Genomic DNA, 20636 nt, shown 5'->3' with positions numbered 1-20636 from the left:
GAGGCCGCCCCGGGCGCGGACGGATGTCAGTCCGCGACCAGCTCCACCTGGATCTCGATCTCGACGGGGGCGTCCAGCGGCAGGACGGCGACACCCACCGCGCTGCGCGCGTGCACACCCTTGTCGCCGAAGACCTGACCGAACAGCTCGCTCGCCCCGTTGAGCACCGCGGGCTGGCCCGTGAAGTCCGACGCGGAGGCGACGAACCCCGTGACCTTCACCACGCGCGCGACGCGGTCCAGGTCACCGACGACGGACTTCACGGCGGCCAGCGCGTTCAGCGCGCAGACACGGGCGAGGTCCTTGGCCTCCTCGGGCGTCACCTCGGCACCGACCTTGCCGGTCACCGGAAGCTTGCCGTCCACCATGGGGAGCTGCCCCGCGGTGTACACGTACACACCGGTCCGCACGGCCGGCTGATACGCCGCCAGAGGCGGTACGACCTGCGGAACCGTCAGCCCCAGTTCGGCGAGAGCCGCCTCGACCACGCCGCTCACGCGGACTTCTCTCGCTTCAGATAGGCCACCAGCTGCTCGGGGTTGTTCGGCCCCGGAATGACCTGGACCAGTTCCCAGCCGTCCTCGCCCCAGGTGTCCAGGATCTGCTTCGTCGCGTGCACGAGAAGAGGCACCGTCGCGTATTCCCACTTCGTCATGGGGCGACTGTATCGGCACCGCGCGACGACCTCGTACGGTGCCCGCGGACGATCTCGAACAGAGCGGGTGCGGGATCTCGTACGGAGCCCGTGGACCACCTCGTGCGTAGCCTGCGGCCCGACTGGTTAGGCTCGAATGCGTGAGCAGGCTCCAGGTCGTCAGCGGCAAGGGCGGCACCGGTAAGACCACGGTCGCCGCGGCCCTCGCGCTCGCCCTCGCGACGGAGGGCAAGCGCACCCTCCTTGTGGAGGTCGAGGGCAGACAGGGCATCGCACAGCTCTTCGAAACGGAGGCGCTTCCTTATGAGGAACGGAAGATCGCCGTCGCCCCCGGCGGCGGCGAGGTGCACGCGCTGGCCATAGACGCCGAGCGTGCCCTTCTGGACTACCTCCAGATGTTCTACAAGCTCGGCAGCGCGGGCCGCGCCCTCAAGAAGCTCGGCGCCATCGACTTCGCCACCACCATCGCGCCCGGCGTCCGGGACGTGCTGCTGACCGGCAAGGCGTGCGAGGCCGTGCGCCGCCGGGACAAGCAGGGCCGGTTCGCGTACGACTACGTCGTGATGGACGCCCCGCCCACCGGCCGCATCACGCGCTTCCTGAACGTGAACGACGAGGTGGCCGGTCTCGCCAAGATAGGGCCGATATACAACCAGGCTCAGGCGGTCATGCGGGTGCTCAAGTCGCCCGGCACCGCCGTCCATCTGGTGACCCTCCTTGAGGAGATGCCCGTCCAGGAGACCGCCGACGGCATCGGCGAGCTGCGCGCCGCCGAACTGCCCGTCGGCAAGGTGATCGTGAACATGGTGCGCCCGCACGTCCTCGACGAGGAGGCGGTCAACGGTGTGGCCGGCGACCGTCGTAAGGAGGTCACCAAGGCGCTCGCGGCGGCCGGGGTGAGCGCGCCCACGAAGCTCGTGGGACCACTCCTGGAACAGGCCGCCGAGCACGCCCAGCGGGTGGAGCTGGAGCGCGAGCAGCGCGCCGTCCTGGCGAAGCTCGGGCTGCCTACGTACGAACTCCCCCTGATCGGCGAGGGCATGGACCTCGCCGGTCTGTACCGCCTGGCGGGGGAGCTACGGAATCTTGGGGAGAGCTGATGACTCTGGACCCGGCGGCGGCCCCGCTCGAAGTCGATCCGCTGCTCGACGACCCGGAGACGCGCATCATCGTGTGCTGCGGTTCCGGCGGCGTCGGCAAGACGACGACGGCGGCGGCCCTCGGCGTACGGGCGGCGGAGCGTGGCCGCAAGGTCGTTGTGCTGACCATCGACCCGGCCCGCAGGCTCGCCCAGTCCATGGGCATCGACTCGCTCGACAACACCCCCCGGCAGGTCAAGGGCATCGAGGGCCCCGGTGAACTGCACGCGATGATGCTCGACATGAAGCGCACCTTCGACGAGATCGTCGAGGCGCACGCGGACCAGGACCGGGCCCGCGCCATCCTGGAGAACCCCTTCTACCAGTCCCTGTCGGCCGGTTTCGCGGGCACGCAGGAGTACATGGCGATGGAGAAGCTGGGGCAGCTGCGGGCCCGCGAGGAGTGGGACCTGATCGTCGTCGACACCCCGCCGTCACGCTCCGCGCTGGACTTCCTGGACGCGCCGAAACGGCTGGGCTCGTTCCTGGACGGCAAGTTCATCCGGCTGCTGATGGCCCCGGCGAAGATGGGCGGCCGGGCCGGGATGAAGTTCCTGAACGTCGGGATGTCGATGATGACCGGCACGCTCGGGAAGCTGCTCGGCGGCCAATTCCTGCGCGATGTACAGACGTTCGTGGCGGCCATGGACACGATGTTCGGCGGTTTCCGTACGCGCGCGGACGCGACGTACCGGCTGCTCCAGGCGCCCGGCACGGCGTTCCTGGTGGTCGCGGCGCCGGAGCGGGACGCGCTGCGCGAGGCGGCGTACTTCGTGGAGCGGCTGGCCGCCGAGGGGATGCCGCTGGCCGGCCTGGTCCTCAACCGCGTGCACGGCAGCGGCGCCGCCCGGCTGTCGGCCGAGCGGGCGCGGGCCGCCGCGGAAAATCTTGAAGAGGGTCGCATTGTGGATCAGGGCCACGGGAAGAATGGTGTGCGTGAGGCCGCTTCCCCCGCGGGCTCCTCTCCCGACACCCAGGACCCAGGACCCGGCCAACTCCCGCACGAGGCCCCGGAATCACAGACAGAAGCGCAGACGGAGTCACAGACACCCGAACAGCCCGAACAGCCGTCGGTGAACCAGCTGACGGCCGGTCTGCTGCGCCTGCATGCCGAGCGTATGCAGGTACTCAAGCGCGAGCAGCGCACCCGCGACCGCTTCACGGCACTGCACCCCGAGGTGCCGGTGGCCGAGGTGGCGGCGCTGCCCGGCGATGTGCACGACCTCGCCGGACTCCGGGCCATCGGCGACCGCCTCGCGGGCGGGAGCCCGGCGACCGGAGCCGCGTAACCGGAGCCGCGCGATCGACGGAGCGCGCTCAGCAAGCACCGCTGAGCGCGTGCTGCGTGCTGCGTGCTGCGTGCTGCGTGCTGCGACCGGCCTACATGGCTGCGTACAAGCCGGCGTGCATGCCTACGCACAGGCCGGCGTGCGTGCCCGCGGGCTCGACAACCCCGCCTGCTCGCTGCCGTACGGAGCCCTACCCCACCGCCGCCCACGACTCGTCGATGACGTCGACGTAGTGGCGCGAGCCGTACGTCTCGTCGTCGTCCTCAAGGCCGGCGGGCAGAATGCCCGCGCTGCGCTCGTACTCGGTGCGTGCGGTTTCGAGCAGCCGTCGCCAAGAGGTGACAGTGGGGCGCCTGCGCAGCAATGCGCGTCGCTCCCGCTCGGTCATTCCGCCCCACACGCCGAATTCGACGCGGTTGTCCAGCGCGTCGGCCAGGCACTCCGTCCGCACCGGGCATCCGGTGCACACCGCCTTGGCCCTGTTCTGCGCTGCGCCTTGTACGAACAATTCATCCGGATCGGTAGTGCGGCATGCTGCCTGCGCACTCCAGTCGGTTACCCAGCCCATCCCGGCGCCGTCCTCTCCCGAATCGAGGCTCCCCCACGGCGGAAGCGGCATATTCACCGCTGCCAGTTGAGGACGTTACGGAAGGTGGGCACAGCGCAACACCCCCTTCGGGCCCAATCTTGAATGGCCCGAACGGACTATGCGTACGCGGCAGATCACCCAGGGGAGTGACCGAGGGACATGCGCGACGAACCCGACAAGTCGGGATGATTCTATTGAGCCACAACGGGATTCAAGCGACGTACAACTCGAAAACGGACAGGGCTTTCGTCGTTTCGCGGTGCGCCAGACGTTCACTTCGCGACCTTGATGCGAAACCGCACTGCTGTGACAGTTGAGTTCAGCTTAGGCCAGAGCCTTTATGTGTGTCCGGCGAATGACAACGTAGGCTGCTGCCATGCCAAAGAAGCGCTCCGGCGGCGGTCTGACCGGGACCCAGCAGGCCGCCAAGTTCCTCGGTGTCAGTGTGCTCGCGGGAGCGGTGCTGGCGGGAATCGCCTTGCCCGCCTTCGGAGTTCTGGGCCTGGCGGCCAAGGGGACGGTCGAGGGATTCGACGAGATCCCGGCCAATCTCAAGACCCCGCCGCTCAGTCAGCGCACCACGATCCTCGACAAGGACGGCGGCCCGATCGCCACCGTCTACTCGCGTGATCGCACCGTGGTCCCGCTCACCGACATCTCGCCGTACATGCAGAAGGCGATCGTCGCGATCGAGGACTCGCGCTTCTACGAGCACGGGGCGGTCGACCTCAAGGGCGTTCTGCGCGCGGCCAATCGCAACGCCCAGTCGGGCGGGGTCTCGCAGGGCGCGTCGACGCTCACGCAGCAGTACGTGAAGAACGTCTTCGTGGAGGAGGCCGGCGACGACCCCGACAAGGTCGCCCAGGCCACCCAGCAGACCATCGGCCGCAAGATCCGCGAGCTGAAGTTCGCGATCCAGGTCGAGGAGGAGCTGGGCAAGAAGAAGATCCTTGAGAACTACCTGAACATCACCTTCTTCGGACAGCAGGCGTACGGCATCGAGGCCGCCTCGCACCGGTACTTCTCCAAGTCGGCGAAGGACCTGAAGCTGGAGGAGGCGGCGCTGCTGGCGGGCATCGTCCAGTCGCCGAGCCGGTACGACCCGGTGAACGACACGGAGGAGGCGACCAAGCGTCGTAACACCGTGATCCAGCGCATGGCCGATGTGAAGGACATCTCGCAGGCCGAGGCGGACAAGGCGAAGAAGAGCGAGATCGACCTGAAGGTGAGCCGTCCCAAGAACGGCTGCATCACGGCGGTCAAGGGCGCGGGCTTCTTCTGCGACTACGTACGGAAGGTGTTCCTCACCGACCCCGCCTTCGGCAAGACGCAGGAGGACCGGGCCAAGGTCTGGAACCAAGGCGGACTGACCGTACGGACGACGCTCGACCCGCAGGCGCAGGAGTCGGCGCAGGAGTCGATCAAGAACCACGTCTACAAGACGGACGAGGTCGCCACCGCCCTGTCGATCGTCGAGCCCGGCTCCGGCAAGATCCTGGCGATGGGGCAGTCGCGGCCGTACGGCGGCGGCAAGAACGAGACGTACATGAACCTGTCCGTCGACGAGGACATGGGCGGCGGCGCCGGCTACCAGCCGGGCTCGACCTTCAAGCCGATCGTCGCGGCGGCGGCCCTGGAGCAGGGCATCCAGCCGACGCAGTCGTACCCCTCGCCGTACCAGATGGACTATCCGAGCCCGGTGCAGACCTGCAAGGGTCCGTGGACGGACAAGGGCGTCCCGGTCGAGAACGAGAACGAGTCCGAGGTCGGGCCGTACGGCATGGAGGAAGCGACCGCCAAGTCGGTCAACACCTACTACGTACAGCTGATCAGTCAGATCGGCGTCTGCCCGGTGACCGAGCTGGCCAGGAAGATGGGCGTCGAGCGGGCCAACGGCCAGCCGATCCAGCAGGTGCCGTCGATCACGCTGGGCACGCAGGAGATGTCGCCGCTGACCATGGCGTCCGGCTACGCGACGTTCGCCAACCGCGGCACGTACTGCACCCCGATCGCCATCGAGTCGATCACCGGCCCGAACGGCAAGGAGATGGACGTCCCGAAGACGGACTGCTCGCGGGCGATGTCGGAGAAGACGGCCGACACCATCAACACCCTGCTGGAGGGCGTGGTCGAGGACGGTACGGGCCAGGAGGCCGGCCTCGGCAGCAGGCCGAGCGCGGGCAAGACCGGTACGACCGACTTCCGGCTCGCCGCCTGGTTCGTGGGCTACACGCCGAACATGGCGGGCGCGGTGTGGGTCGGTGACCCGGCGCACAAGAAGAAGATGGTGGACATCACCATCGGCGGCCAGTACCACGACAAGGTCTTCGGTGGCGCCGTACCCGGACCGATCTGGCGCGACGCGATGGGCGGGGCGCTGGACGGCAAGGAAGCGCCCAGGTTCAACACCATCGACATCCCGAATCCGGACAAGGACAAGGGACGTGACCGTGATCGCGACCGCGACCGCCCGGGGAACAACGGCGGGAACGACAACGGCGGAAACAACAACGGTGGTGGCGACAACGGCGGGAATGGGAACAACGGCGGGAACAACGGCGGGAACGGCGGCGAAGGGGACGGGAACAACGGCGACGCCAACCCCGACCCGGATCCCGGGACCGGTCCCGGTGGATGGACGGGTGACCCGGGCGGCGAGGACAACGGGGGCGGCACGTTCCCGGACTTCCCGTAGCCGTTAGTACATAGACAGAGAAGGAGGGGCTCCCGGGCGCGACTGCGCCGGGAGCCCCTCCTCTTGTGCCGGCCTTTGTTATGTCCGCCCGTGCCTACTGGGCGAGGCTCCGCTTGACGGCGGCGGCGACGCGCCCGCCGTCGGCGCGGCCCGCGACCTTCGGACCGACGATCTTCATGACGGCGCCCATCGCACGCGGCCCCTCGGCACCGGCGGCCTTCGCCTCGCCGACGGCCTGAGCGACGATCGCGCCCAGCTCGTCGTCGCTCAGCTGCTGCGGCAGATACGCGTCGAGCAGCACACCCTCCGCCTTCTCCCGCTCGGCCTGCTCGGCCCGGCCGCCCTGCGCGAAGGCCTCGGCCGCCTCACGGCGCTTCTTGGCCTCCTTGGCGATCACCTTCTGCACCTCGTCGTCGGACAGCTCGCGCGCCGACTTGCCGGAGACCTCTTCCTTGGAGATCGCGGCGAGGGTCAGCCGGAGGGTGGCGGAGCGCAGCTCGTCGCGTGCCCTGATCGCGGCGATGAGGTCGTCGTGCAGCTTGGACTTGAGCGTGGTCATGCGGACAGTGTGTCAGGTACGCCCCAGGGACCGCCGTTCAGTTTCGCGCGGCCTCCCCGGCCCACTCGGGGTGCGACCGGGCGGACCGCTCAAGTCTGCGACGATAAGAACATGCGCGCACGCTACGGAATCCCCCTGAAAGTCACCGCAGGAATCGCGGCCGTCGGCGCGGCCGGCATCGCCTACGCCGCCGGATTCGAGGCCCGCTCCTTCCGGCTGCGACGGATCGCCGTACCCGTACTCCCGGAAGGTATGCGCCCGTTGCGCGTCCTCCACGTCTCGGACATCCACATGGTCCGCGGCCAGCGCAAGAAGCAGCGCTGGCTCCAGTCCCTGGCCGGCCTGCGCCCGGACTTCGTGGTGAACACCGGCGACAACCTCTCCGACCCGGAGGGCGTACCGGAGGTACTGGACGCGCTGGGCCCGCTGATGGAGCTCCCCGGGGTGTACGTCTTCGGCTCCAACGACTACTACGGCCCCGCGCTGCGCAACCCGGCCCGCTACATCTTCGAGAAGGCCCAGGGCAAGCACGGCCTGAACGGCAACGCACCGGCCGTGAACGTCGTCCACAACCCGTGGGAGCCGATGCGCGACGCCTTCGACGAGGCGGGCTGGGTGGACCTCACCAACACCCGCGGCCGGCTCAAGATCGACGGCCAGGAGATCGCCTTCACCGGCGTCGACGACCCGCACATCAAGCGCGACCGCTACGCCCAGGTCTCGGGCGGCCCCGACCAGGACGCGGACCTCTCGATCGCCGTGGTCCACGCCCCGTACCTGCGCGTACTGGAGGCGTTCACGTCGGACGGCTACCCCCTGATCCTGGGCGGCCACACCCACGGCGGCCAGCTCCGCATCCCGCTCTACGGCGCCCTGGTCACCAACTGCGACCTGGACACGGCCCGCGCGAGGGGCCTGTCCACATACGACGCCGGGGGCCACACCTCGTACCTCCACGTCTCGGCGGGCTGCGGCACGAACCGCTACACCCCGGTCCGCTTCGCCTGCCCCCCGGAGGCCACACTCCTGACCCTCACCCCCCGCCGCTGAGCCCTGCTACGCCGCCCTAAACCGGATTTCGCCTGCGGGCGCCGGTGGGCTAAAGTAATCGATGTCGCAGCGACACGGGCGACATCGGGGTGTAGCGCAGCTTGGCAGCGCGCTTCGTTCGGGACGAAGAGGTCGTGGGTTCAAATCCCGCCACCCCGACAGCCAAATAGCAGGTCAGAGGGCCCTTACCGAATCGGTAAGGGCCCTCTGCCGTTGGTGCGTGTATATCTGCGTGACTATCGATTCGTGAGTGCCTACGGCTTCCGTCGATCCGCCCCGAAGATGCCGTCCATGACCACGGCGCCGGTCTGGATCACGGGCCGGATCTGCTTCCGGTACACCTCCTCGGTGACGGCCGTCCCGGAGTGCCCGACGAGCCGGGAGATCTCCTCCAGGGGCACGCCCCGGTCGGAGAGCAGCGACACGAAGCTGTGCCGCAGTTCCCGAGGCGTCCACTGAGCGGCGTCGACCCCGTCGACGTCTTTGAGCGCCTGGCGGAAGGCGCGGCGGACGTTGGCCGCGTCGAGCGGCTTACCGACGGCTGAGGAGAAGACGAGTCCGTTCTCCTCCCACTGGTCATCGGCCGCGAGCCGGTCCCACCCCTGATCCTCGAACTGCTGCCAGAGCGCTTCGACGCAGCGCACCGGCAGGGCAAGCGTGCGCCGGGACTTCCGGGTCTTGGTGTCCCCGCTCCGCCGGACCGACCGCCAGACAGCGATGTGAGGAGGCTGGGGCGGGTCGTAGTCCGGCCGCCCCCTCAGGAAGACGTGATCCCAGGTGAGGGCCCGCAGTTCCTCCGTACGTGCGCCGGTCAGCAACGCGACAACGATGTACGCGTGCATGGAGGTCCCTGCGGCCCCTTTCAGCACCGCCTCAGCCTGAGCGAAGGTGAGCGCTTTGGACGGCCGCCCCGCTTGCCCTTGAGGCACCGAGCACAGCCCGACAACGTTCCGCTTCACCTTGTCTCGCGCCATGGCTCGCTTCACCGAGCGGTTCAGGCAGGAATGAAGACCCTGGAGCGTGCGTGTGCTGAGCGTCTTCGCCTTGGCTGCCAGCCAGCGATCAACGTCCTCCGCGCTGAGGTCACGGAGCTTGCGAGCGCCCAGCGACGGGATGACGTGCTTCTCGCTCAGGAGCGTGGTGGTCTCGACGGTGCGAGGGTCGAGGCCGGCCAGCCCGTAGGCGAGCCAGTCCGTGACCGCGTCCTTGACCGTGTAGTTGGTGGGCGCGATAGCGAGGCCGTCCTCATGGTCCCGCAGCACCTCTTTGAGTTTGTTCTTCGCCTCCGTCTTGGTCCTGCCACTCCCCCGCTTCACGATCCGCTTCCCGCTCGGATCAAAGCCGAGGTTCGCCGTGGCGATCCAGCGCTGTCGCTTCTCGTCCCAATGCAGACCGCCGTCACCACGGCTTCGGCGCTTGGTCATCAGGCAGCCCCCGCCAACTGGCCCTGGATGAAGTCGCGTACAGCCTCGGCCGGTATACGGCGAGCACCATCGATCTTGATGGAGACAAGCCGCCGCGTGCGGATCAGGTCGTAGACCTTCGAGCGGCCGACTTTGAGCTGTGCCATGACGTCAGGCACGGTCAGAAGCTCACTGGTGGCTCTGGTCATGCTGCGGCTCCTTCCGGGACGTGCTCATGCGGTCTGCGTGGAGTTCGTGGGTGAGCCAGGCTTCGCCTCTGGTGAGTCCGGTTCCGGCGTAGTCCCAGCGGGAGAGGACGAGGGTGGTGGGCGCGGGTGCGTGGGCGTCTTCGCCGCGTGTGAGTGCGGTTTGGAGGCGTTGCCATTGGGCGCGGGCCTGGCGGAGGGTGGAGAGGGTGGTGGAGTAGCGGCGGGTTTTGGTGGAGAAGTGGCCCCGGAAGCCGAGCATGTGGGCCCAGGCGCGGAGGCGGAGGTGTGCGAGGTCGGGGCGGGCGCCGAGGTCCCAGCAGGTGCGGACGAGGCGCCGGGCGTGGTCGGTGAGGTCGGTGTGGGCGAGTTCGGCCAGGAGCCGGATGCGGTGGTCAAGGGTGCCGGTCGCTGTCTCGGCGCCCTTGGTGGCGTACTTGGCGATGTAGCCGGCCACGGCGCGGTCCGTGAGTTCGGTGCCGTCCGCGAAGTCGACGGAGCGGATGACGCGTACGTCGAGCTGGCGGCCGAAGGTGAACCGGTGTGAGTGGCCGTCGAGGGTCGGGCCCGTGACGGCGGCGGCCCGGGTGGCGGATTCGATGGCGTCGGTGAGGAGTTCCGGGGTGGCCCATGCCGGGGGTGGGGTGTTGCCGCCGTCGTGGCCGTCGAGTCGGATGACGGCGTGGAAGTGGACGGCGCCGCGTCGTTGGTACTCGGCGACTTTGGCGAAGGAGACTCGGGCGTGCTGGCGGAAGGCGCGTTGGGTGAGTCCGGCGCGCTTGGCGATCTCCCGGCGGAGGTAGATGGAGAAGCGCCGCCACAGAGCCCCGGCGTGGGCGTTCCAGAGCACCGCGGCTTCGTAGTCGTAGGAGTCGGGGTTAAGCGGTGTCCCGAGGGCGGGATCGTCGGCGGGGTGGGCCGTGCCGCATCGGCAGGCGGGTCGGCCAGTGGGGCGGTTGTGGACCCGGCCGAAGCTCGGGGCTGTGAACGTCGCGAAGACGCGTGGGTGCGTGGCGACCTGTTCGTCCGTGCCCTTGCCGCCGCGCAGTCCGGCGGTGATCAGGTGGTAGGTGTCGCGGCGGTATGTCTCCGCGCAGGTGGCGCAGCGACTGACGCGGCGGTTGTTGCACCGTACGAGGAGCTGCCCGGCCGGGAGGGCGGTCGAGTCGAGGTGGTGAAGGACGGCGCCGATCTCGCCGGTCCGGGTGTCGACGTGGTGTTCCGTGCGGTGTCCGGTCAGGCGGATGGGACGGACGCAGCCGCCGAGGGTGGAGAGCTGCCGCAGGAGTCCGGGCAGTTGCCCGTACGTGGCCAGGCGGCGCAGTTCGGTGCGTACGGGTGCGGTATCGCGGGCGATGATGGTGCTTCTCCTTTGTCTGACATCTGTGTCCGGTCGAAGGGGAAGGGCCTGCCGGGGCGGTGGATGCTTGGCGGTATCGAGGCCGCCCCGGCAGGCCGGTCAGCGCGTGGGAGCGCCGTTGAGCAGGGAGCGCAGCACCAGGGCCGCGATGGAGACGGAGACGGCCGTGACCGCGACGGTGGCCAGGAGCGCCGTCAGCACCACGCCGACGACGAGCACGGCGGCGACGGCCCCGACTCCGAGCCCGACGTACGGGGCGACGGAACGGCCGGCGGAGGACGCCGGAGCGTGCGGGCACGAGCAGTTCGCAGGAACGTGATGAGGCCGAGAGGTAACGGCCGATGTGATCACGTGTGTTGTGGGAGTGGGCGCGACGTCGGGCAGTTTCGGGCGGAGCAGCATGGCGGTTGTCCTCTCAGTCGTTGGTGTCGTTGACGACGTCGACGCCGGTGCGTGTGCCGGACTCGATCGCCGGGGCGAGGAAGGTTTCCGAGAGCCAGAAGCCGAAGAGCGCGATGACGACGGCCACCCAGAGGCGGATGCCGAGGAACTTGATCGCGGCCCAGGCGACGACGCCCAGAACGAACACGAGGGGCAGGGAAACGTTCACGATCGGCTCCTGTCAGCGGACGGAACAGCGGTGCGTGCGGGCGGCCAGTTCGGCGGCACTGCGCGCGTCGTACTCCGTGGAGAAGCCGCAGCGCGGAGCAGTACAGGCGACGGTGTGCTTCTCGCGGCCCCGGTCGTCGTAGTACGTGGCGACCTGGACGAGCCCGATACGGGTCACACGGCGGAAGCGCGGTTGCGCGGGCATCAGGTGGTCTCCTTCTCTCCGGTGAAGTCGGCGGTGTGCTCGATGAGCCAGCGGCGGATCTCGGCGCCCTCCTGGTCGTCGGCGGTGAGAATCACCGGCTCGGCGACGAGCAGGGCCTCGGTGAAGTGGTTGTGGCGGGTCAGTTCGGCAGCGCGCTGGAGGGCGCGGAGGGTGGACGGTCGCAAGGGGCTTTCCTTGTCGGTCAGTTGAGGCGGGAGGCGATGGCGGCGGCGAGCGGTGCCGGGACGCCGAGGCGGGCGCGGAGGGTGTCGGTGTCGATGGGTGTTCCGGTGCGGGTGTGGTGTTCCGAGGCGACCTTTCGGGCGTGGTCGACCAGGGCGGCCGGGACGCGGTCGGCAGGCTGGGCAGGGAGCTCAGGGGCCTGATCGAGGGCGGGTGGCTGCTCAGGCGCCTTGTCCGCCGGGGTTTCGTCCGGAGCGGCTTCCGCGGGCGCCGTAGCCGGGCCGTGGGCGAGCAGCGTGCCGCCGAGGAAGGCGACTGCCGGCCAACCGGCCACGGTGATGCGGAGCCAGGCCGGGACGTTGTCGAGGTCGAGCAGTCCGGCGGTGGCGACGTTCGCGCCGAGACTGGCGGCGAGCGCGATGAGGAACCAGGACCACCCGGCGGCTTTGGACTGTCCGGAGCGCAATCGCTTCCAGGCCGCCACCAAGAGGAGGTCGACGCTGATCGGGTAGGCCCAGGCTTTCCAGCCGTCCTGTCCGGCGGCCACCGCCAGGTCATGAAGGTGAGCGAAAGACAGGGCGGCGGCGATGACCGCTTGGATCAGTACGGCGTCTACACGGATCGGCAGTGCGCGCACGGCTCGGCTCCTCCCGTTTTGGGCATGGGCGGGGTAGGGACGGGGCGCGATGCGGTCGCGCCAGCCGGTGGACGGGAGCTGTCAGCCGGTAGCCGGACGAGGCTGGCCCAGCGGAACTGGTGTCGCGACAGGCGAGGATGGTATGTGCGGCTGGAAGGGCTTCAACGCCGATACGTCGGGGGCCAGTTCGGCCGTGGCACGGCAGAGAGCCGCAGCGTCGGAGAGCGACAGGTACGGGGTCCGGATGCGGGTCCAGCCGCCGGAGGAGTCGCCGACGACGGCGAGACCGGGCAAGTCAGGAGCGATGGCAGCCGCAACGTAGACCGCTTCAGGAGCGATGTCGCCGAGGGCCATTTTGGCGGACGCCTCGTCGTTGACCCGGTGGCAGACGCGGCCGGTCAACTGGGCCCGGAGCATGGTCGCGCCCTTACCCAGTTCGGCGCCGAAGCGCTGCCCGCAGACCTCCAGATAGATGCCGGCCGCCCGGCCGAGCTGTGCGAGCCGGATCAACTGGGTCACCATCTCGTCGCGACGGTCTTCGTCCTTGCGCGTGGCAACGAGGAACAGCTCGGCGACCTCGTCCACGAACAGCACGATCGGAGCCGGGCGTACGGCTTCCGGCAGACCCCAGATGTCCGAGGTGATCTCTGCGTCCGGGGCACCAGGACTGCCCTCTTGATGGGACTTGATCAGGTCGTATCGGTCCTCCATCTCCTTGACGAGTACCGGCAGCAGAGCCGCCGCCTCGCTCGGCTCGGTGGCCAGGGCCGAAAGCCGCGGAGCGAACGGAGCCAGCTCCACACCGCGCTTGCAGTCGATGCCGACGATGGCGACAGGCTGGGCCGCCAGGCCCGTCAGCAGGTTGCGCAGGAACATGGACTTGCCCGACAGCGTTGCGCCGAGCACCAGTTGGTGAGGCACGGCCCGGTAGTCCCGAACGAACGCGGTCGCATCCTCGCGAAGCGCCACCGGAACGGCCAGGAGGTCACGCTCGACCCGGCGCGGCATTCTCACGCTCCGCAGCACGTCGAAGCCGACCAGCCTCAGCTCGACCACACCGGGCTTGACGCTCACGACGTGCACCGCGTGAACACCCCAGGCATGCCGCAGCCGTTCCGATGCGGCAGCAACGTCTGCCGGTTCCTGACCGGGAGCGAGCCGAAGCCGGACCCGCAGCCCCGTGGAGGTCGGTCGCAGCAGACCTCGACGGGGAGGCACCGGGCGCACTTCTCGCCGCGTCATGGTCCTCACGGCTACGGCACGGAGCCGAGACGGCTGAACGGTCAACCCACAGGCATCCATGGTCGAGCCGTACGAGGCCATCAGCCGGACCACCGACAGCGGCATCCCGATGACGACCCAGTACACCGCCGGGTACGCCTTCCTGGCGTAGAGCACCCCGGCTATGACAGCGAGCACCCCGCCCAGTTCGACCACGGTTATGACCTCGGACACGGAGATCAGCTCTCCCGCCCGGCCGGGAAGGCACCCGGTGTCACAGCAGCCGCGCGGTAGGCGATGCCATGACGCGCCTGACCGTTGAAGACGCTCTCCCACGGCCGCGCAACCAACCCAGGAAGAGCGACTGGTGCACCGATCATCAGGCCGTCAATCACGCCGCTCTCCGGGACAGTCACGGCGATGAGCGAGGACTCCCCCTCATCGATGTAGACGACGCCGACCTTCATCAGCGCCTCACCACTGACCGCGTCCTTGGCGATCTCCCCCGTCTGCCGGTCCTTGACCTTCGGCTCAGGAGCTTCGGTCATCAAGATGGTCGCGGACGAGGTCTCGACTCGGATCACACGCACAGAACTTCTCCTTCGTTGAGTACCCGCCAGACTTCCTGACAGGTTGACTTAGCAAGTTCGAAGTTAGAGATGACAGGTTGACTTGTCAAGTGGTTCACGCGGGGAGTGACCACGGCAGGCGAGGGTCGAACTAGCCGAGGCGGTAGGTATCTTCGAGTTCCTGACGGTCAGCAGGCAGCACCACATCCGTGACCTGCAAAGCTTGTCCTGACACGTCACAAGCGACGACGAGCACACTGAGTACCGGGTCCGCCGTGGACGCGCCTAGGTACTCCGCTTCCTCCGCACTGGGCAACCGCGCGGATACGCGCTCGGTCACGTGGTCGAACCGGACCTTCTTCCGGGCTTCCAGATGCGCCCGAAGGCTTCCGTCGAGCGGCGCCGAGTCGCCGAGATCCGTGCCGTCCACCAGGCCGGCGGGGAAGTACGACGAGGAGAGTTCGACAGCCTCTCCCCCGTCCTCGATCAGCAGCCGCCGCACAAGGACCTTGGCCCGCTTGGGCACCCCGAGAATCGAGGCGACGCGTGGTGGTACGGACACCTGCCCTACATGGACCAGCCGACCGGACGCACGCGATTCGTCGCGCTCCAGCGCCTCACGGCCGCGTTGGTCTTTCTGCTCGACCGCTTCCGGGCGCCCGCGGACGATCGTGCCGTACCCCTGCCGGGACTCCAGCCAGCCATCCCGCTTGAGGAGTTCCAGAGCGCGGACAACAGTCGGTCGGGACATACCGAAAGCTTGGACCAGCTGATTCTCACTGGGCAGGAGCGTGCCGGGCGGATACGTGCCGTCCTTGATCCGACCCTGGAGCGTCTGCGCTAGCCGCACGTACTTCGGTGCGGCCACTTCGTACGCCATAGCCCCGCCTAGTCGCCATCCGCTAAGTCAACCTGTCAACATCCATACTAGTAGGAGCTTGAAACGCACAACAGTTGTGGCGAGCAGCCCCATTACAGCTTCCAGGCTCCCTCGATCACGAACGACACCGTCGTGCCGCCGAACCGGCTCGGGCCAGCGCTCCACGAGTCCGACAGCGCGTCGACCAGGAGGAGACCTCGCCCGTGCGCGTCATTGGCCTCGGGTCGTCTTATCCTGACCTGGGCCGGAAACCCTGGGTTGTGCACGTCCACGCGAAGAGACTCCCCCACCCGCCACCACTCGACGCGCACTCGCCAGGATTCCTCAGCCTCCCCGTACAAAACCGCGTTCGTGACGAGTTCAGAGATCATCAGCACGCAGTCATCGACCGAGCAGGCCGGCGCGTAGGGGCTGATGAACTTCCGGAACCAACGGCGAGCGCGTGCCACCGACTCAGGCACCGGGTACAGCGTCATACTCCCGACCAGCGCCCACTCCTCGGCACTCCCCTCAGGGCCACCTACCGCCTCGTTCACTCGCACCCCTCCTCTCTGCCGGTGCCACCGCAATCCAGGCAGCGCCGTTTGGATGTGGCACGGGCGCGAGCGTCAGCGGCAGAAAGCGCCAACGAGGCACGCGAGCCGACGCGCTTCCAGCCCCGACCTCTGCACGCACAGCACGCTGCCTCTTCCGTTACGTGCCGTGGCTCCGCATGTCCCTGACTCACGAGCCGCGCCCCCTTCAGTAAGTGGCCTTAGCCACTTACTGGATAGTGGCATTAGCCACTTGGGGTCGCAAGCGTTTCACACGAAGAGACACCACCCAACTACACGATCGGGTAACCCTGTTCGAAGGCCCAACGCTCCGGCGGGTACGTAGCTTCGGCGAACTCCAGCGGCCGATCTTGCAGGTCATAGACGACGTGATGGACGATCAGCACGGCTGCACCGGGCGCGAGTTCAAGATCAGCAGCTTCGTCTTCCGTAGAAGAACGCGCGCACATCCGATCCTCGGCGTAGCTGCCTTGCCGACCGGTCACGCTCTCCACGTACATGAGCGTGCCCTCCCGAATCCGGTCAGGGTCCCGGAGCTTCGGCGCCCGCTCGCCAACTTCGGGCCCGAACCACGAGGTGGAGAGAGTGATTGGCCCCGTGTCGTTGTTGGTCACACGCCGGCGGTGAACAGCACGGGCACCCACCGCCAGCCCCAGGGCCTCAGCCACGTAATCGGGCGCCTCCAGCCAGCCGGCCGACGTGATCACCGCGTACTCACCGGGCGTGTAGATCTTGCCCGTCTGCTTGGCTCGGCCGTACAACTCACGGGCGCGACGGTTCACTTCCAGGCTGCGGACGTACGTGCCCGACCCCTGCCGCTTCTCGACCAACCCTTGATGACTCAGGGCCTCCAGCGAACGCGCGGCCGTCGGCCGGGACACCTTCCAGGAGGCCGCGAGTTGGCGCTCCGACGGAACCTCATCACCAGGCCGCAAGTCACCCCGCAGGATCTGATCACGGATGTGGTGCGCGATCTGCAAGTACTTGGGCTGGGCTTCCTCAATCTTCGGCATGCGACCCCCTCCCCGCTCTCCAGGTGGCTATTACCAGTGGCCACTATAGAGTGAGTGGCTAGCCCTGTTCCCCGTACGCTGGCGCGCGTGACCCGCTTGATCGTGGCAGCAGGAGGAGGGGGCGACGCAGTCGCCGCCTCAATGATCGACGCCGCTCGCTACGGCGATGCAGACCCGGCAGTGATCCTCACGTACGCGTGGGACCGCCTCCTGATCGATCCGGTACCAGGACCACGAGAGTCGGCCGATTTCACCGGGCTCCGCCCCCTCACCAGAAGCGTCCAGGCTGTGCCCGCAGGCGCGAGGCCAGTAGCCCCCGCAGGCTCGACACTCCCCCGGCTGGCGGCCGAACTTCCCCAGACACTCGCCCTGATCGCCCCACACCGCGGCGTCGAGGGCATCACGCGCCAGCTCGAAGAACTCATCGAGCACCTTGCCCCTGAGTCGATCGATCTCTTGGACGTCGGCGGAGACATCCTTGCCCACGGCGACGAGCCCACACTCCGCAGCCCTTTGGCCGACGCGCTCACCCTCGCGGCCTGCTGCCGAGTCAACGCACCTGTAAGGCTTCTGGTCGCCGGCCCCGGCCTGGATGGCGAACTCCCCGCCGACCTCCTGCACGACCGCATGGGCCCAACCGTCCTCACCCTCACCGCCGAACACGTCGAGCCCATCAGCTCCGTACTGGAATGGCACCCCTCCGAAGCAACGGGGATGCTCGCAGCCACAGCACGAGGGCTCCGCGGCCTGTGCGAAGTCCGAGATGCGGGCCTGCCGATCGCTCTGACGGACGAGGGCCCCACGGTCCACGAGGCCGACCTGGACGACACCCTCAACCGCAACCAGCTCGCCCGAGCCATCCTCGCCACACAGACCCTTGAAGAGGCAGAGCAGCACAGCCGAGAAATCTGCGGCTACTCCGAAATCGACTACGAACGCAACAAAGCCAGTTGGCTCGGCACACGGCAGGAGCGAAAGCTCGACCCGAAGACGACGCTCCACCAACTCGACCAGTTCGAGGCCAAGGCCCGCAGCCGCGGCATCACCCACACCACGTTCCGCCACCTCACAGAAGCCCTCGACCTGCACGGCAATCAGCGCCAGGACCTCAGGAACCTCCTGCTCAACAACCGCCCAGAGCAGTACCAGCCCCCGCTCTGGCGCATCCGCCCAGAAGCCTGAGTAACAACTTTCTCTACGGTTTCAAGGCGCCTCGCTCCGCTCGCCGCGCGCTCCCCGGCGTCACCGCCGGGCCCCGCCGCTCCTGTCTCCGCCCCGCCCCGGGCCCCGGCTACGCCGGTCGCGCAACAGAAGAGCGAACGCCGGTGGTGGGCAGAAACCCTCTGTGGCTGAGGCGGCCGGCTCCACGGCTTTAGGCAGCCCCCATGGGGCGAGCCTCTAAGATCGGGACCCCCATCGGGCTTTTGCGGGCAGGTCCAGAGACTGCCCGATTCGCGGCCAGCGTACGGGCCCCGATCTCTCGCCCCATGGCTGCTCCCGCCCAAAGCCGCTCCACCGGCCTTGGGGTACTAAACACGCACTTGGGCACGGGCCGCGGCCTGGGCCCTCATGGTTCGGATTTTCGTGCGAAGGTCGGTATATATGGGTGGCAAGTCATCACTCACCCACAGCCGCACGGCGACAGCATAAGGCTGCTTACTAGTCGGGGAATCCCATCGGTTCACGTTCTGCACGGCAAGAACAAACTCTGAAGAGTTTTCGTTGAACATCTTCAATCCAGACCGCCAGACGAATTTTCCAACCTGATTGGCCCCCGCAGACCTTGCTGTCCGACTCGGCTTCATAGGAATTCTCTGTTTGCCAGGAAGGCTAGACAGCGTCGGCAAGCGTTGCCCCAGTTGATTTCTCGCCTTCCTCGCCTGCTTCTCTTCTGCTAGCAACAGGTCGATCGTAGCTTCAGGGCTGACTCCGCGCAGCAGCTCAAACCGCATACGTGATCCCATGTAATCCATGCGCCGAGCCCGAACGGGCGGGTCGTAACACAGAGAAATCGTAATACCTCGCTCTACACGACCGGGCACTAGAAATGAATCTGGTACCGGAATCGTATAAAGGTGAACAGAATCCAGCGCAATCTGCTCTTCAGCGAAGAGCACAGTATCCCTGTCACCACTCAGAACACTGCGCTGCTCCGAGACTTTACCGTAGCCAGTCAGACGTAGCGTTTCGCTCTCCCTCACACCATCGGTCATATCCTGCGCGCCCTGCAACGGCGAATTCCCATCCGTCACGGATTGCAAAACCAGGGCCCGGATCAGATTCGATGATGCCTTGGGGTAAGCGTCCTGAACGACGGCGCATGCGCGCGCAACGTGCGGTGCTGCGAGGCTGGTGCCCACGTCATAGGAGACCACAGCGGGCCCCTCAACGCGTCCGTCAGCAACGGCAACCATGAAGGCATCTTCATACTGCGGCCCGTCGGCATCGATTCCTTGGCCCAGCGTTCCGGCCGACGCATTGACCTCGGGCTTGATTGCCCCATTAATCCCTGGTCCAAGACGTGAAAAGGGTGACGGCCAACCCGGTTTGCCGATCGGAACCGTCCCCAGTGCTGCCGACCTGAGAGCGGGAACTGTGCCTCCGACGGTAAGGGACAGCGCAGATGGAGCGGGGTCTATGAGACCGCTAACAGCACTTTCAAGCATGCGATACGGATAATCACTGCGGAAGTTCTCGTCCATCTGCCCCGAGTACTGTGCTGGTATTACGTTGCCTGTCGGCACAACGAAAACGACACCGAACTTTCGCGCCAAACTGTCTAGAACCGCCGCAAGAGTTGGCGCGCGGTTACCTACCATCACCACATCTTCATCACCAAGGCTTAGGTTGATCACCTTGACACCCCGGGATGAAAGATACCTAACCGCGTCCGTGATTTCAGACTGGGGCAGCCTGCTGTGAGGGATTCGATTCTCTCCGTCCAGCACACGTACTGAGAGAACCCGGCAGGGTGGTGTTTCCCATTCTCCGGACGCTAGCTGACTCTCAATGGATCCACGAAGCAGAATGCTGGCAACACCGGTGCCATGTCCATGCCTGTCAGCTCCATCACTAAGTGAACTGCTGACCGTTGTCGCCTCTACAATGCATCCCCGCAAAAGAGGATGCTCAGCTTGCACACCACTATCAATGAGTCCCACGATTGGGGCGTCAGCCGCCGCGATTGGTAGATCCGCGACCTGTTCCAGAGTGACATCACTCGGATTCAAATGATCCGTGGTTCCAGCAGCCAGCGTTTCGACCTTGGCGATTAGATCGACGTCCAACAGTTGGGAGATGATGTTGACAGTGGCAGTAACTCGCATGAGGGAAACGCCGGCGGCGGGGCTCGAAAATGAGTCGTGCACCTCGGCACCAGAGTTTTCGAGAGCGTCATTGATCGCCGTCAGCCAACCATCGGCCTTTTCCTGTTCCCCCGGGTGCCATACCTCAATATCAATCGCGAGCTCTTTAGGCCGCGCCTTGCTTGCTTGCGTGAGCTGAGCAGCGAGCGACGCACCGATCCTATCGCCCCGGCCGTACGGACGCACACTTGCTATGTTGTCAAAGAAGGCCTCATAAGTTGCTGTCTTGTTGCCTTTTTGAGGGCCTTTTGAGTATATATCAAGACGGCGCATAAATTCCGTCATTTGGGGGTCGTCACTAAAGGCGACTACGCGGCTAGCTTCTCTTGCCTCCACAACACGAAGCCCCGACCGACTCCAGTCCGCTTCATCCGACGGGCCGACTGTTTCAGCGCCGATCTCAACCACGAGAATGAGCCTGGGATCGATGCCCAATACGGGCTTACGTTGACCTA

The 20636-nt window shown here is 67.0% G+C and carries 22 protein-coding genes and 1 tRNA gene; 6 read left to right on the top strand and 17 right to left on the bottom strand.

What is annotated here, in order from left to right; all coding sequences use genetic code 11:
- Nucleotides 1–26: 26 nt before the first annotated feature.
- Both ACFYNU_RS24970 and ACFYNU_RS24965 read right to left on the bottom strand, forming a co-directional pair.
- Nucleotides 27–497: a RidA family protein gene (locus ACFYNU_RS24970; RefSeq protein WP_356588837.1), complete on the bottom strand. Its 471-nt coding sequence runs from the start codon at nt 495–497 to the stop codon at nt 27–29.
- A complete protein-coding gene (locus ACFYNU_RS24965; protein ID WP_023539689.1) occupies nt 494–655 on the bottom strand; it encodes a DUF4177 domain-containing protein in 162 nt (53 codons plus the stop codon). The genes ACFYNU_RS24970 and ACFYNU_RS24965 overlap by 4 nt, the downstream gene beginning before the upstream one ends.
- Nucleotides 656–795: 140 nt before the next feature.
- On the opposite strand from ACFYNU_RS24965, the gene ACFYNU_RS24960 reads away from it, so the two are divergent.
- Entirely contained in the window at nt 796–1755 is a 960-nt protein-coding gene (locus tag ACFYNU_RS24960) for an ArsA-related P-loop ATPase (protein WP_356588839.1), read from the top strand.
- Complete coding sequence (locus ACFYNU_RS24955; protein WP_356588841.1) at nt 1755–3083, top strand: ArsA family ATPase; 1329 nt, start codon at nt 1755–1757, stop codon at nt 3081–3083. The genes ACFYNU_RS24960 and ACFYNU_RS24955 overlap by 1 nt, the downstream gene beginning before the upstream one ends.
- 190 nt (nt 3084–3273) lie before the next feature.
- Here the strand turns inward: ACFYNU_RS24955 and ACFYNU_RS24950 are convergent, their stop codons facing one another.
- Nucleotides 3274–3651: a WhiB family transcriptional regulator gene (locus ACFYNU_RS24950; RefSeq protein WP_356588843.1), complete on the bottom strand. Its 378-nt coding sequence runs from the start codon at nt 3649–3651 to the stop codon at nt 3274–3276.
- Between the two features lie 397 nt (nt 3652–4048).
- Here ACFYNU_RS24950 and ACFYNU_RS24945 point away from each other — a divergent pair, with 397 nt between their 5' ends.
- On the top strand, nt 4049–6367 hold the full coding sequence (locus ACFYNU_RS24945) for a transglycosylase domain-containing protein (protein ID WP_356588845.1): 2319 nt from the start codon (nt 4049–4051) through the stop codon (nt 6365–6367).
- 94 nt (nt 6368–6461) lie between these two features.
- Here ACFYNU_RS24945 and ACFYNU_RS24940 read toward each other — a convergent pair whose 3' ends face one another.
- Nucleotides 6462–6926, bottom strand: coding sequence for a GatB/YqeY domain-containing protein (locus ACFYNU_RS24940; protein WP_356588847.1), 465 nt, complete (start codon nt 6924–6926; stop codon nt 6462–6464).
- A 111-nt stretch (nt 6927–7037) separates the two neighbouring features.
- Here ACFYNU_RS24940 and ACFYNU_RS24935 point away from each other — a divergent pair, with 111 nt between their 5' ends.
- Together ACFYNU_RS24935 and ACFYNU_RS24930 are read left to right on the top strand one after the other, a co-directional pair.
- A complete protein-coding gene (locus ACFYNU_RS24935; RefSeq protein WP_356588848.1) occupies nt 7038–7976 on the top strand; it encodes a metallophosphoesterase in 939 nt (312 codons plus the stop codon).
- Between the two features lie 85 nt (nt 7977–8061).
- Nucleotides 8062–8135: transfer RNA gene (locus ACFYNU_RS24930), tRNA-Pro, on the top strand.
- 95 nt (nt 8136–8230) lie between these two features.
- Here ACFYNU_RS24930 and xerC read toward each other — a convergent pair.
- The 12 genes from xerC to ACFYNU_RS24870 all read right to left on the bottom strand — a co-directional run bounded on the left by xerC (nt 8231) and on the right by ACFYNU_RS24870 (nt 16816).
- Nucleotides 8231–9400: a site-specific integrase gene (xerC, locus tag ACFYNU_RS24925; RefSeq protein WP_356588850.1), complete on the bottom strand. Its 1170-nt coding sequence runs from the start codon at nt 9398–9400 to the stop codon at nt 8231–8233.
- Nucleotides 9400–9588 (bottom strand): helix-turn-helix domain-containing protein, encoded by a 189-nt coding sequence (locus ACFYNU_RS24920; protein ID WP_356588852.1) that lies wholly within the window; start codon nt 9586–9588, stop codon nt 9400–9402. Before ACFYNU_RS24920 ends, xerC begins: the two co-directional genes overlap by 1 nt.
- On the bottom strand, nt 9569–10900 hold the full coding sequence (locus ACFYNU_RS24915; protein ID WP_356588942.1) for a replication initiator: 1332 nt from the start codon (nt 10898–10900) through the stop codon (nt 9569–9571). Before ACFYNU_RS24915 ends, ACFYNU_RS24920 begins: the two co-directional genes overlap by 20 nt.
- 460 nt (nt 10901–11360) lie before the next feature.
- A complete protein-coding gene (locus ACFYNU_RS24910; RefSeq protein WP_329077707.1) occupies nt 11361–11555 on the bottom strand; it encodes a hypothetical protein in 195 nt (64 codons plus the stop codon).
- Nucleotides 11556–11567: 12 nt separating this feature from the next.
- The gene (locus ACFYNU_RS24905) at nt 11568–11759 is read right to left on the bottom strand and encodes a mobile element transfer protein (protein ID WP_356588854.1); all 192 of its coding nucleotides are present in this window, start codon (nt 11757–11759) and stop codon (nt 11568–11570) included.
- Nucleotides 11759–11944 (bottom strand): hypothetical protein, encoded by a 186-nt coding sequence (locus ACFYNU_RS24900; RefSeq protein ID WP_356588856.1) that lies wholly within the window; start codon nt 11942–11944, stop codon nt 11759–11761. Before ACFYNU_RS24900 ends, ACFYNU_RS24905 begins: the two co-directional genes overlap by 1 nt.
- 17 nt (nt 11945–11961) lie before the next feature.
- Nucleotides 11962–12579: a DUF2637 domain-containing protein gene (locus ACFYNU_RS24895; RefSeq protein WP_356588858.1), complete on the bottom strand. Its 618-nt coding sequence runs from the start codon at nt 12577–12579 to the stop codon at nt 11962–11964.
- 81 nt (nt 12580–12660) lie between these two features.
- Complete coding sequence (locus ACFYNU_RS24890) at nt 12661–14034, bottom strand: FtsK/SpoIIIE domain-containing protein (RefSeq protein ID WP_356588860.1); 1374 nt, start codon at nt 14032–14034, stop codon at nt 12661–12663.
- A 5-nt stretch (nt 14035–14039) separates the two neighbouring features.
- Entirely contained in the window at nt 14040–14390 is a 351-nt protein-coding gene (locus ACFYNU_RS24885) for a hypothetical protein (protein WP_356588862.1), read from the bottom strand.
- 130 nt (nt 14391–14520) lie between these two features.
- The gene (locus tag ACFYNU_RS24880) at nt 14521–15249 is read right to left on the bottom strand and encodes a GntR family transcriptional regulator (protein ID WP_356588864.1); all 729 of its coding nucleotides are present in this window, start codon (nt 15247–15249) and stop codon (nt 14521–14523) included.
- Nucleotides 15250–15341: 92 nt separating this feature from the next.
- Nucleotides 15342–15725: an ATP-binding protein gene (locus ACFYNU_RS24875; RefSeq protein ID WP_356588944.1), complete on the bottom strand. Its 384-nt coding sequence runs from the start codon at nt 15723–15725 to the stop codon at nt 15342–15344.
- Nucleotides 15726–16075: 350 nt separating this feature from the next.
- On the bottom strand, nt 16076–16816 hold the full coding sequence (locus ACFYNU_RS24870) for a GntR family transcriptional regulator (RefSeq protein ID WP_356588866.1): 741 nt from the start codon (nt 16814–16816) through the stop codon (nt 16076–16078).
- A gap of 87 nt (nt 16817–16903) precedes the next feature.
- On the opposite strand from ACFYNU_RS24870, the gene ACFYNU_RS24865 reads away from it, so the two are divergent.
- Nucleotides 16904–17998, top strand: a complete 1095-nt coding sequence (locus ACFYNU_RS24865; protein WP_356588868.1) for a DUF1152 domain-containing protein — start codon at nt 16904–16906, stop codon at nt 17996–17998.
- 347 nt (nt 17999–18345) lie between these two features.
- On the opposite strand, the gene ACFYNU_RS24860 is transcribed toward ACFYNU_RS24865, so the two are convergent.
- The gene (locus ACFYNU_RS24860; protein WP_356588870.1) at nt 18346–20589 is read right to left on the bottom strand and encodes a S8 family peptidase; all 2244 of its coding nucleotides are present in this window, start codon (nt 20587–20589) and stop codon (nt 18346–18348) included.
- Between the last annotated feature and the right edge of the window lie 47 nt (nt 20590–20636).

Source organism: Streptomyces sp. NPDC006643 (genome assembly GCF_042870175.1).
Lineage (GTDB): Bacteria > Actinomycetota > Actinomycetes > Streptomycetales > Streptomycetaceae > Streptomyces.
The sequence above is the reverse complement of the archived record's forward strand: the minus strand, read 5'-3'. Positions and strand labels throughout refer to the sequence as shown.